Origin of the sequence: Alloalcanivorax marinus (genome assembly GCF_016906305.1) — a bacterium.
Lineage (GTDB): Bacteria > Pseudomonadota > Gammaproteobacteria > Pseudomonadales > Alcanivoracaceae > Alloalcanivorax > Alloalcanivorax marinus.
This window is the reverse complement of the sequence record NZ_JADDOL010000007.1, coordinates 105537-118062: the sequence shown is the minus strand read 5'-3', so window position 1 is coordinate 118062 and position 12526 is coordinate 105537. Positions and strand designations below refer to the sequence as shown.

The 12526-nt window shown below is 64.4% G+C and carries 11 protein-coding genes; 2 read left to right on the top strand and 9 right to left on the bottom strand.

All coding sequences use genetic code 11. From position 1 onward, the window contains the following. Positions 1–106: 106 nt before the first annotated feature. Entirely contained in the window at positions 107–1741 is a 1635-nt protein-coding gene (locus tag IM760_RS08345) for a CehA/McbA family metallohydrolase domain-containing protein (protein WP_204428273.1), read from the top strand. Between the two features lie 219 nt (positions 1742–1960). Next, positions 1961–3280, top strand: a complete 1320-nt coding sequence (locus IM760_RS08340; RefSeq protein ID WP_204428271.1) for a sugar transferase — start codon at positions 1961–1963, stop codon at positions 3278–3280. On the opposite strand, the gene IM760_RS08335 is transcribed toward IM760_RS08340, so the two are convergent. The 9 genes from IM760_RS08335 to IM760_RS08295 all read right to left on the bottom strand — a co-directional run bounded on the left by IM760_RS08335 (position 3281) and on the right by IM760_RS08295 (position 12509). Further along, positions 3281–4267: a glycosyltransferase gene (locus IM760_RS08335; protein WP_204428269.1), complete on the bottom strand. Its 987-nt coding sequence runs from the start codon at positions 4265–4267 to the stop codon at positions 3281–3283. Next, positions 4264–5409, bottom strand: a complete 1146-nt coding sequence (locus IM760_RS08330; RefSeq protein ID WP_204428267.1) for a UDP-galactopyranose/dTDP-fucopyranose mutase family protein — start codon at positions 5407–5409, stop codon at positions 4264–4266. Before IM760_RS08330 ends, IM760_RS08335 begins: the two co-directional genes overlap by 4 nt. Before the next feature lie 19 nt (positions 5410–5428). After that, the gene (locus tag IM760_RS08325) at positions 5429–7177 is read right to left on the bottom strand and encodes a hypothetical protein (protein ID WP_204428265.1); all 1749 of its coding nucleotides are present in this window, start codon (positions 7175–7177) and stop codon (positions 5429–5431) included. Beyond that, entirely contained in the window at positions 7167–8270 is a 1104-nt protein-coding gene (locus tag IM760_RS08320) for a hypothetical protein (RefSeq protein ID WP_204428264.1), read from the bottom strand. The genes IM760_RS08325 and IM760_RS08320 overlap by 11 nt, the downstream gene beginning before the upstream one ends. Continuing rightward, the gene (locus IM760_RS08315) at positions 8260–8916 is read right to left on the bottom strand and encodes an ABC transporter ATP-binding protein (protein WP_204428263.1); all 657 of its coding nucleotides are present in this window, start codon (positions 8914–8916) and stop codon (positions 8260–8262) included. Before IM760_RS08315 ends, IM760_RS08320 begins: the two co-directional genes overlap by 11 nt. After that, positions 8913–10400 (bottom strand): ABC transporter permease, encoded by a 1488-nt coding sequence (locus tag IM760_RS08310; RefSeq protein ID WP_204428262.1) that lies wholly within the window; start codon positions 10398–10400, stop codon positions 8913–8915. Before IM760_RS08310 ends, IM760_RS08315 begins: the two co-directional genes overlap by 4 nt. Positions 10401–10532: 132 nt before the next feature. After that, the gene (gene galE / locus IM760_RS08305; RefSeq protein WP_204428261.1) at positions 10533–11546 is read right to left on the bottom strand and encodes a UDP-glucose 4-epimerase GalE; all 1014 of its coding nucleotides are present in this window, start codon (positions 11544–11546) and stop codon (positions 10533–10535) included. A 46-nt stretch (positions 11547–11592) separates the two neighbouring features. After that, the gene (gene recR, locus IM760_RS08300) at positions 11593–12195 is read right to left on the bottom strand and encodes a recombination mediator RecR (RefSeq protein ID WP_204428260.1); all 603 of its coding nucleotides are present in this window, start codon (positions 12193–12195) and stop codon (positions 11593–11595) included. Next, a complete protein-coding gene (locus IM760_RS08295) occupies positions 12192–12509 on the bottom strand; it encodes a YbaB/EbfC family nucleoid-associated protein (RefSeq protein ID WP_204428259.1) in 318 nt (105 codons plus the stop codon). The genes recR and IM760_RS08295 overlap by 4 nt, the downstream gene beginning before the upstream one ends. Positions 12510–12526: the final 17 nt, after the last annotated feature.

The following is a 12526-nucleotide window of genomic DNA, read 5'->3' as shown; positions in this document are numbered from 1 at the left end:
TTCCGCCGGTGCGGACCAAGAAGCCAGTCACCACGCCGTCATACTTCCTCTCTATGGTGCTTTTTCCTGATCGGGCGCCCGCCCCTTTTTACCTGGAGAAGTCCCCATGAACATTCGCGCTGATTCCCCTTTTTCCCGCCGCGCGCGCTGGACGCTGCTGGCCTGCGCGGTGGCGCTGAGCGCCTGCGGTGGTGATAGCGACAACGATCCGGTCGGTGGCGGCGATCCGGCGCCGCCGGTGGCGCGGTCCGGCGGTTGGACCCACGGCGATCTGCATGTGCATACCTTCCAGTCCGACGACGCCCAGGTGTCGCTGGAAAGCGTGCTCGACGACGGTTTTGATCGTTATCAGCTGGATTGGATGGCGCTGTCCAACCATCTGCGGCTGTCCGGGCGGGACCATACCGGTACCAGCCTGCAGGGCGGCGCCATTCCTTTTTCCCGGGGGCTGGTGGACTACGAGAAGCCCTATGTGGAGCAGGCCCAGGCGGAGGGCCGTTACCAGGGCAAGACGGTGTTTTCCACGGTGGAGTGGGACATGCCCACCCACGATCATGTGAACATCGGCATCGGTCTGGACGATGCCTATGGCGAGGACAGCCTGCGGGCGGTGGCGCAGTTCGAGTATCTGTTCACCAACCGGGACCCGGCGCTGTTCGATCCGGCCCTGGTGGCGTCGCTGAGCGACCAGACCCGCGCCTACTCCACCCATGCGGATTCGCTGAAGGCGCTGGCGTGGTTGCGTGACCGTCACCCGGACAGCTACATGCTGCTGAACCACCCGAACCGGTACATGAACAAGTACACGGTGGCCCAGTTGCGGGAGATGAACGACCTGGCGCCGGAGATCTTCTTCGCCATCGAGGGCATGGTGGGCAACCAGATGGAACCGGACCGGGGCGGCTATGTGGAGGCCTATACCGACGCCAATCTGACCTCGCGCACCTACGGCGGCACCGACTACATCGTGGCCAAGCTGGGCGGGCCCTGGGACGCCTTGCTGGGCGAGGGGCGCCGGATCTGGACGGTGGCCAATTCCGACTACCACTTCACCACCGCCCAGGGGCGCTACAGCAGCGGCTACGCACCGGGCGAATACGCCAAGACCTATGTGTGGCTGGAGGACGACGCGCGCACCCCGGCGGATCTGCTGGCGGCGTTGCGTGGCGGCCGCCTGTTCGGCGTGTTCGGTGACCTGATCGACGCGCTCGACTTCCAGGCCGAGGGCGCCGACGGTGGCGCGGTGATGGGCGGTGAGCTGTCGGTGGCCAACGGCGACCAGGTGACGGTGACCATCCGTTTCCGCAGCCCGGAGAGCAACCATTACGAATACCCGCTGGAGAGCGGCCATCGGGTCAATGCCCGGCCGGTGGTGGACCACGTGGATCTGATCGCCGGCGATGTGACGGCTCCGGCGGCCCCGGGCGACGCCGGCTACGCGGAAGCCGCCAACCCCAGCACCCGGGTGGTGGCCCGTTTCAACGCCAACGACTGGACCGTGGGCGAGGACGGTTTCGCCACCATCACCCACACGCTCACGGTGACCGGCGATCAGTACCTGCGTCTGCGCGGCACCAATCTGGCGCCGAACGTGGCCGGGGAAACCGTGGACGGCGAACCGCAGCCGGACCGCAAGGTGGACCTGGGCAACGACGCGGCCCGTTTCGATGCGATTAATGCGCGGAACTATAACGATCTGTGGTTCTATTCCAATCCGATCTTTGTGACCGTCGAAGGCTGAGTGTTTTCCGGAGTCGGGCCCCTGCCCGGCTCCTTCATTTTTTTTAAAATTCTTCCAATTGGCGGGCTCGTTCACACGGCGTTGACCTAGCCGTTCACAAACCCCGCAGCCCGCCCCGTTCACGCCCTTGTCCTGCCTTTAAACTGCCCGTTCAGCCGTGCCAGCGATGGCAAGGCTCCCCTCCCATGGATCCGGACGCATGACTTCGAGGGATTGGGTATGCCCAATGATGGCGCGGTAATATCAACTCCGTCGCAGAATTTTCTCGAGTTCGAGCCCACCCGCCACCGGCGCTGGTACGAACGCATTCTTCTCAACACCCCGCTCGGCTACGCGTTGTCGTTGTTGCTGGTGGCGCTGGTGCCCTTCCATCTGGGGTACGGCTACTGGGATTCGCCGGCGGACCCGAATCAGTTGTTGACGCTGGGTCTCCTGGCTCTTGCCTTTATCGTCAACGCGCTGCTGTCCCGGGGGCTGTCGCAGTATCCGGGTGGCAATCTGATCGTCTACCAACTGTCGGTGACCGCCGCCACCATCGGCGTGGCGTTGCTGGCGATCACCGCCTGCCGCCTGGGCTACGCGCGCAAGCCGCTGTTCATCGGTTTCGCGCTGTTGATGGGCACCCAGGTGGCGACGGTGCTGTTGAAGAACCGCTTTCGCTACACCAAGTTCGCGCTGGTGCCCGGCGGCCGCCTGACCACGCCGCCGGACGACCGCGATTGCGCCCGTTTTCTGGTTCTGAAAAGCCCGCGGGACCGGCGCCGCTTCGACGCTCTGGTGGTGGACATGGACGCGCCTCTCAGCGATGAGTGGGCACGCTTTATCGCGCGCCACAATGCCCGCAACATTCCGGTGCTCAGCGGCAAGTATCTGAACGAATCGCTGGACGGCAGCGTCGATCTGGACGGGCTCAGCGCGTCGGATCTGCGCGCGCTGCAGCCCAATCCGCTGTATCTGCTCGGCAAGCGGCTGCTGGATGTGACCGGCGCGATTTTGCTGCTGCCGGTGGCGCTGCCGGTGCTGGTGCTGGTGGCGTTGGCGATCCGGCTGGAGTCACCGGGGCCGGCGTTGTTTATCCAGGAACGGGTGGGCGGTGGCAACGAAACCTTCCGCATGCTCAAGTTCCGTTCCATGCGCCTGCCGGACGAAGACCGCGGTGACCGACCGCGCTTCGCCGATGAGGAAGAGCACCGCATCACGCCGCTGGGCCGTCTGCTGCGACGCAGCCGGCTGGACGAGTTACCGCAGCTCTGGAACGTGCTGAAAGGCGACATGAGCCTGATCGGGCCACGGCCGGAGCAGCCGCGCTTCGCCCGCTCGTTCGACCGGGCGGTGCCGTTCTACAGCTACCGGCACATCATCAAGCCGGGCATCACCGGCTGGGCCCAGGTGCAGCAGGGTTACGCCTGCGATGTGGTGGACACGCGCCGCAAGGTGGAGCACGACTTCTACTACATCAAGCACCTGGGGCCGGTGCTGGATATTCTGATCGTGCTGAAAACCCTGCACACCATGGCCACCGGCTTCGGCGCACGCTGATCAGGGGTCGCCGCGGGCCATTTTCAACACCGCCTCGTGGGGCCGGTCGTAACGGCCGGTGGCGGCGTCGCGCAGCGCCGCCCAGGTCAGCCGCAGGTAGGGCCGCGCGTCGTCGTAGTGGCGGGCATTGAGCAGCCAGCGGGCCAGCTTCAGAGGCAGGAACAGCCAGAACAGGGCCCCGGCTGCGGTGTGATAGACACGCAGGCCGTTGCGGTAGGTGTAGTAGGCCTTCCAGAGTGGCTCGAAGGTCTTTTCGTGGGTGGAGAAGGTGGCGCAGTCGTGGGTGAAGCGCACCCACGGCAGGAACGCGATGCGGCCACCCTGACGGCGTACATTGAGCGCGTAGAGCACGTCGTCCCCGTAAATGAACAACCGCCCCTCCGGCAGACCCACCCGGTCCACCATGGTGCCGCGCACGAAGAAGCCCACGAAGGACGTGGAGTCGATGTCCACCGGCCCGTCGGCGCGGTAGTCGGCGTCCGCCAGGTGGAAGCCCTGGCGGCCCTGGCCGAGCACCGTTTTCAGGAAGCGGCGCGGGTGCCAGAAGGGATTGAGCCCGGGGCGGTTCATTTCGCAGATGCGACCGTCCGGGAAATACACCGCCGCCGCCGCCGCGTCGATGCCGTCCAGGTCCGCCTCCAGGAAGGCGCGGAAGGCACCGGGCTGAGGCCAGGCGTCGTCGTCGAAACAGACCAGCCACTCCGGCCGGTAGCGGGCGCGGGCATGGCGGAAGCCGGCCTCGAAGCCGCCGGCGCCGCCCAGGTTTCGCGTCATGGTGAGTACGTCGAGCCGTGAATCGGCGGCCTGCTGTTCCGCCAGCCAGTCTCCAGTGCCGTCGGTTGAATGATTGTCGACCACCACGATGGCGTCACACGCCTGCCCGCGCAGCGCCGCCAGGCAGGTGCGCAGGTGGGCCAGGCGGTTGTAGGTAACCACCACCGCCACCAACCGCGCGCCGCTCGTGGCTTTCTCGGAAGAGTCGGTCACAGCGGCGCCTTGAAGAACGCGGGCACCGGTTCACCATCGCGGCGGTGTTCCAAAAAACCCCGCGCCGCGTCCAGGGCCTCGCGGATGGTCACGTCCATATCCAGATAGCGATAGGTGCCGAGGCGACCCACGAAGGTGACGCCGGCGGTGCTTTCCGCCTTTTCCACATAGCGGGCCAGCATGGCTTTCTCGTCCACCAGGCGGATCGGGTAATAGGGAATATCGTCCGGCCCGCAGGCACGGCTGTATTCCTTATAGCAAACGCTGCCGTCGTGCTGCTCCCAGGGCGAGAAATGCTTGTGCTCGGTGATGCGGGTGTAGGGCACCGACTCGTCGCCGTAGTTCATCACCGCGCAGCCCTGGTAATCGCCATGGTGGGTGAAGCGCTCGAAATCCAGGGTGCGGTAGCCGAGCCGGCCTTCGCTGTAGTCGAAATAACCGTCCAGCGGACCGGAATAGAACACATGGTCATAGTCCCGCGCCATGGCCGCCTCGAACGGCGTCTCGAGATGAACCCGGATGCCGGGATGATCGAGAATGCCTTCCACCAGCGCGGTATAGCCGTGTTCGGGCATGCCCTGGAAGCGATGGAAAAAATAGTTGTCGTTGTAGTTGAAGCGCACCGGTAGCCGCTTGAGGATGCTGGCCGGCAACGCCGACGGGTGGCAGCCCCACTGCTTGGTGGTGTAACCGTGAAAAAACGCCTGGTACAACTCCGGCCCCACGAACCGCAGCCCCTGCTCCTCGAAGGTTTGCGGGTCGTCGATGTGGGTGGCGGCCTGAGCCTCGATAAAGGCCCTGGCCTCCTCCGGCCGCAGGGTCTTGCCGAAGAACTGATTGATGGTGTGCAGATTGATCGGCAGTGAATAGACACTCCCTCCCACCGTGCTTTTCACCCGGTTCTCGTAGGGCTTGAAGGTGGAAAAGCGCTGCACGTACTCCCACACTTCCCGGTCGTCGGTGTGGAAGATATGCGGCCCATAGACGTGCACCATGACGCCGGTGTCCGGGTCCCGCTCGGTGTGGCAATTGCCGGCGATGTGGTCGCGCTGCTCCACTATCGTCACGGCATGACCCGCCTCGGCCAACTCCCGGCCGATCACCGCGCTGGAGAACCCGGCACCCACCATCAGAACGTTCATGACTAATCAAACTCCCTTTTCATTCGCCGAATTGATGCTTCCAGAAAACTTCACTGGTGAGATCGCCATGGGCGCGGCGATAAGCTCGACGCAGGTGCGGTGCCTGCAGGATAAGTGCCGCCCAGAGGCGAGCCGAGCGCCACGCCACCGTGAAGAAATAACGCTTGTCGTGCCGCGCCAGAAAGATGGGCCGGCCGCCGCTTTTGTAGAGCACCGCACGCCGCAGGAAAGCCACGCGGGTAAAGGGTGAAAGGGCGAAATCCACCGACACCGTGTCCACTCGCTTAAACAGACAGGCCGGCAGAAGATGGCCATTCAACGTCAGCATTCTGAACAAGCGAGTCAGTCGGCCTTCGTCGGCATGAAACTGAAAATCATCCAGAAAGCGCTCCGCGCCTTCACCGACCGGATGTTCGTACCGGGTGTTCTCTTTAAGGCGGGCGCGCCGCTCGCTCAGGTCGATATGCTCGGCCCAGAACGCCGGGCCGGCGAGCACATCCTTGGCGGCCTGACATTGCGCCATGGTGCGGTCGTAACACAGGCCGAACGCGGATTTCATCGCGGAGGCGGCGAACCACAGCATCACCCTCCCCCAGCCGCCGTGCAACAAGGCTGTGACCAGCGTCGAGCGAGTGGAAAGATAGGTGACCATGGGTCCGGATTTGGCGGCGAAGTCCTCCTGCCATGTGGCCACGCCGTTTAGCGTGATGATGCGAAAATCATGACTCAGGGAGAATTCGATATCGTCACCGCGAACGAAAAAAGGAAACGGAAACCGGTGCACCTGACTGATTGGGAAAAGAAAGAACCACCAGGCACCGTAGTTGATATGAACCGGTTCTTCATTGCCTAGCACCTGCGTGTAGTCGCGCAGGTCACGCCCGTTATGGAGAGGTCGAACCAGGCCATCGAAGGCAGCGCCGGCCTCATGCTGAACGAACGTCTTCTCCTTCTTGAGCATAGCCCCAGCGATGCTTAAAGCGGCATCCCGAGAGTAAGACAGGAAGGCATGGGCTCGTTCGAGAGCCGTCACTTCACAGGCCGCATCGTCGTCCATGAACAGGCAATGGGTGAACCCGGGCAGCGCGCGAACCTCGGATAAACCGCGCGCGAAGCCGCCAGCACCACCCAGATTGCGATTCTCGAGAACCGTTAAATAGTCGGTTTCCCGCACATCTATCGCGTCGCCGTTATTGATAATAAACGCGCTTATTCGCGCCCCTCGATGGTTGGCCTGCTCCAGAAAATCGGCCAGGCGCAGGGCGGTGGCAGCGATGTCGTCGAAGCGATTGAAGGTGGTAATGACGATGGACAAGCCCACGGTGCGCGACGCTTCCTGGTCCGTGCTGAACGAAACGGCATTCACCTGGGTCGGCGCCAGCGCCACGATCTCCACATAAAGCGAGGCGTAGGGCATGGCGGAAAGGTCGTCGCTGATCAGGAATCCATCGGACGCGGCAGCGCCGGTAGTACGCCATTCCTTCACCAGGGCCTCGCCGCCCTGACCATTGACGCCCCATACTCGGAGCAACACTTCACCGTCCATGTGCAGCCCAAGCCGCAATTGTTTCAAATCCGTATAGCGTTGCCATTTATGCAGGCTGAAAGCACCAAAGTAGGTGTTGAATCGCGCACTGCCACCCACATCGAGATATAATCTGCGCTCACTGAAGGCATAGTTAGCCCGGCCGCGCAGACGGACGTACAAATCCAACTCCGCGCAGAGTTTACCGTTGGGCAGTAAGCAGTCGTGCAGATCAAAGGGCATGATATTCAGTCCTCATCACATCAATGGCGGCCGCCACCAGGGCACCGGCCGCCGCTGCACACCGATCATCCTGGAGCGCGGCAAGCGCGGCGGCTTCCCGCAGTGCCTCCAGATCCGGTGGTTGCCAGAGGCAGTACGGCCGCACTCCTCCCTGGCCCTTTTCAAACAGCGGATCGGGGAAATCGAGCCGCAGGGCGCGATTGGAGTCGCGCCATTTTTCCCGAAGCGGCTCACGAAAATACTCAAACGGCGCTTCCGCACCGGGATCTTCAGGGGGCTCCACCGCCAGATCCCGGATCAGTTCCACTGCGCGGCGGTGTACGGGAAGGGAGTGTTCAAAGCGGTTCAAATGACGCATCACTTCGAACCCCAGGCGCGTCAATCTCAGATTACGATGGGAAAAATCCACTAACCGTGACGATGGCTGATAGCCCACCAGGTCACAGAAATCGTCCACTATGCTGCCGTTCTTTAGGCTGTCAGGCCGAAACGCACGGAATAGCACGGCGTCTTCGCCAAAGCGGCGCACCCACAGTTCCCTGAGCATGTGATAGTCGCTGTGGCAAACCGGCAGGGTTTCCGCGAGAGTCGCGATGTCCAGGGTGTTGCGCCGGAAGCCGTATTTGACCAGTTCATTGCACCAGGACTCGACGTGCTCATCCTGACGACGCAAATACGCCACCACGGTTATCGAAGAGAATAGTGGTTTCAGGCGATTCGCCAGTAGCGCCACACCAGAGCGGTGCCGTTCGCCATCGTCATCCAGAAAGTACAAGTCCTCGGAGCTGAGAATCACCGTCGAGCAGGTGGTATCGCGCACCGCCGCGGCCAGCTGGTCCCAAACCCGGGCCTTTCTGGAAGGATCGTGTGGCGTCATGCGCAACCCGGGCACCGTCTCCTCACGAAGATCGTAGGACAGCGCATGGTGGGCGTTATCGTTCTCGACTTCACGTAACCGGGGGTAGAAAAAGCCCTGCTCGCTGAGCCTCTCCCTTTCGAGCGCGAGGAAGTCCTGCAGCGAAGTGGTCCCGGATTTGGGCTGGCCGATATGAAGGTAGAGCCTCGGACGCCGACGCCTTGCGCTAAAGAACATGCCTGCCCCCCAGTGATTGAAGATCGATCACACGGTCCGCAAGCTTTTCGATCTGACTTTCGGAATGAGAGACCAGCACCACCGTCTGCAAGGAATGTATCTTCTTATTCATCTCGCGCTCGGCCTTTTCGCGGAACGACCGATCCCCGACGGCCAGGGCTTCGTCGATGAGCAACACGTCCGGCGACAGGAACATGGCCACGGAGAAGCCCAGGCGCGCGCGCATCCCGGAGGAGTAGGTCTTGACCGGCTCATCCATGAACGCACCCAGCTCACTGAACGCCGCGATCCGACTCAGAGAAGCGCGCGCCTGCGCCCGGGTATACCCAAGCAGCATGGCGCTCAGCAGCGCGTTGTCGGTGCCCGGTAACTCCGGGTCAAAGCCAGCCTGTAGGCTGAGTAGCGAAACAGTGACACCATGATTGATCAAACGGCCTTCGTCCGGACGAAGGATTCCGGCCAGCACCTTGAGCAGCGTGGACTTGCCGGCCCCGTTACGTCCCGTCAGAGCCAGTGTTTCACCCTGGTAAAGGTCGAACGTCAGCCCACGAAACGCCTGGTGGTAGCGCGGCGGACGGAATAGCCCACCACGCCGTTTGTAGCGCACGCCCAGGTCACGGGCCGAGAGAACAATCTGACCGTTCATTCCACCACCACCCGAGGAAACACCCCTTCCAGCCGGCGGTAGGCGAGGATCACCACCACCAGGCCGATCACGCAGCCCAGCGTCAGCCAGCCCAGCTGGCTCCAGTCCGGCCATTGGTGATCGAGCAGAATCAGGCGGTATTGGTGCAACAGGTTGGCGAGGGGGTTGACCATGAACAGGTCACGCCAGCGTTCGGGGATGGTGTCCAGGGTGTAGAACACGCCGCTGGCGAACAGCAGGAACTGCAGGCCGGTGGGCACCAGGTTGATCAGGTCGCGGACGAACGGGATGATCATCGCCAGGCCACAGCCGACCCCCACCATCAGCAGTAACTGCACCAGCACCACCGGCACCAGGGCCAGCCAGTGAACGGTGGGCGCGAGTCCATAGAGCAGCAGGAAAACCGCCAGCATCAGAAACACCAGGGTCTGCTTGCCGGCGTTTTGCACCACCGCCACCAGCGGGAAAAACAACGGCGAGATACGCACCTGATTCATCAGGCCGCGCCCTTCGACGATGGTGTTGGAGGCGTGCTGCACGGTTTTGGCGAACCACTGGAACGGCACCAGCCCGGTGAGCAGATAGGCGACGAAGCCCTCGCCGCCCCGGTTCAGCAGCAGCCCGAACACCACATAGAAGACCGCCATGTACGACAGCGGGTCGATCACCCACCAGAGGTAACGCAGGTGGTTGCGGTTGGCTTCGGATTTCAGGTTGAGGCGGGCCTTGGTCCACACCAGGTCGATGAAATTGCGCCCGTCGCGGCGGCGCGGTGGCGCCACCGCCGGCGGCTCGGCCGGGTCGCTTTCTTCCAGCCAGTCCAGGCCGTGTTCCTCGGCGAGCCGCAGGCGGCGGGCCTCCCGGTGGCGGCCTTGCCGCTCCTCCACCTCGGCGGCGCGGCGATAGCCCGGGGGGTGGTCCGGGAAACGGCGGCGCACTTCGGCCCAGCGTTGTCGCGCGCTGTCCCAGTCGCCGGCGGCCATGGCCAGCTCGGCGTGTTGATCGAAGGCCGGCGCCCATTCCGGAAAGGCGTCGCGGGCGTGGCGGTTAAAGCGCAGAGCCCCTTCCCGATCGCCGGTGGCCAGGGCCAGGTGGGCGCTGCGTACCCATACCGGCGGATCGTCGGGAAAACGCTGGCGAGCTTCTTCCAGCAGGCGCGCCGCCAGCGCGGTGTCGCCGTCGGCCAGGGCGGTGTTGGCGCCCTGGACCCAGCCGCCGGGATGGGTCTCGAAGCGGGCCCGGGCCTCCGCCAGCAGGTGCCGCGCTTCGTCGTGGCTGCCCAGCTCGCGCAACGCCACCGCCGCCTGGATCCAGACCGGCGGATGATCCGGGTAGACCGCGCGCAGCGTGGCCCAGCGGCGGGCGGCCTGCTGCCACTGGCGCGCGGCCTGGGCATCGAAGGCCCATTGAAAGGCGTCCCGGGGAGCGAGCCGGCGGTCGTGTTCCGGCGGTGGAGACGGGGTCGGGGAAAGGCTTTCCGCCATACTACTTCCGGCAAAAAAACGTGAAGAAAACCTATCACGATGCCGGAAGGGAAATCGGTAAGAGGTCGCAATTGAGGGCGACGGGCGGCGTGGTTAGCGAATTTTTACGAAGCCTTCCACATGACCGGGAAGTCAGCGATAGCCGGTGGGATTGCGTTCCTGCCAACGCCAGTGGTCGGCGCACATTTCGTCGATGCCGCGCCGGGCGCGCCAGCCCAGCACCCGCTCGGCGTGGGCCGGATCGGCAAAGCACACCGCCACGTCACCGGGCCGGCGCGCCACCACCGCGTGGGGGACCGGACGGCCGCTGGCCTTTTCAAAGGCGCGGATCATTTCCAGCACGCTGTAACCGCGACCGGTGCCGAGATTGGTGGTGATCAGGCCGCCCTGTCCGACCAGCGCGTCCAGGGCCGCCAGATGGCCCTGGGCCAGATCCATCACATGGATGTAATCGCGCACGCCGGTGCCGTCCGGGGTCGGATAGTCGCCGCCGAACACATTAAGGCGCTCGCGCTTGCCCACCGCCACCTGGGCCACGTAGGGCATCAGATTGTTGGGGGTGTCGCTGGGGTCCTCGCCGATCAGGCCGCTTTCGTGGGCGCCCACCGGATTGAAGTAACGCAGCAGCGCGATGCGCCATTGCGGGTCGGCCACATGCAGGTCGCGCAGCATGTCCTCGATGTGCAGCTTGGTGGCGCCGTAGGGGTTGGTGGCGCTGAGCGGGAAGTCCTCGCGGATCGGCACCGTGGCCGGGTCGCCGTAGACGGTGGCGGAGGAGCTGAACACCAGGGTGCGCACCCCGGCGCGCTGCATGGCCTCGAACAGACGCAGGGAGCCGACCACGTTGCAGTCGTAGTAACGCAGCGGCTGGGCCACCGATTCGCCCACCGCCTTGAGGCCGGCGAAGTGGATCACGGCGCCGATGTCGTGCTCGGCGAACAGGCGGTCGAGCAAGGCACCGTCGCGGATGTCCCCTTCCACGAAGGTCACGGTGCGGCCGGTGATGCGCTCCACCCGGCGCAGCGCTTCGCGGCTGCTGTTGACCAGGTTGTCGAGCACCAGTACAGGGCGATCTTCCTCAAGCAGACGCAGCACCGTGTGGGAGCCGATGTAGCCGGCGCCGCCGGTGATCAGGGTGGTTTGCATGGCGGGTCCTTCCTCCGCGGGTGGATCTCAGTGTAGCGCGGCCGGGTCAGGTGGAAAACGGCCGGCGGCCGCGCAGGGCCTGGGCCAGGGTGGCGCCGTCCACGAATTCCAGGTCGCCGCCCATGGGCACGCCCTGGGCGATGCGCGACACGCTGACGCCGGCCTCGCGGGCCAGGTCCAGCACGTAGTGGGCGGTGGCCTCCCCTTCCACGGTGGTGCCGGTGGCCAGAATCAGCTCCTGAATCTGGCCCTCGTTGAGACGCTGCTCCAGCACGTCCAGCCCCAGCTCCCGGGGGCCGATGCCGTCCAGCGGCGAGAGCTGCCCCATCAGCACGAAGTAGTGACCCCGGTATTCGCCGGACTGTTCCAGGGCCAGCACGTCCGCCGGCGAGGCGACGATGCACACCAGCCCGGCGTCACGGCGCGGGTCCTGGCAGATCGGGCAGAGGTCGTGCTCCGCGTAGTTGCGGCAGCGCTGGCAGTGACGCACGCCGTCCATGGCCGCGGTGAGGGCGCCGGCCAGCTGGCGGCCGTCCTCGCGGCCGCGCTCCAGCAGCGCGTAGGCCATGCGCTGGGCGGAACGGGGCCCCACCCCGGGCAGGCAGGTGAAGGCCTCGATCAGCGATTCCACCAGGGGGGCGTGTTTCACGGTTTGAAGCCCGGCGGAAACGGGAAGTCGCCGGCCATGCCCTTCATCATGTCCTGCTGCTGACGCTCCACGCGCCGCACCGCGTCGTTGACGGCGGCGGCCAGCAGGTCCTCGAGCATGTCCTTGTCTTCGCTCATCAGGCTGTCGTCGATGGCCACGCTTTTCACGTCGTGGCGGCCGTTCATCACCACCTTGACCAGGCCGGCGCCGGCTTCACCGGTGACTTCCGCCTTGGCCACGTCTTCCTGGGCCTGCTTCATTTTCTCCTGCATGGCCTGGGCCTGCTGCAGCAGATTGTTCATGTCGAAATCCATGGCAACCTCGGTTGGCT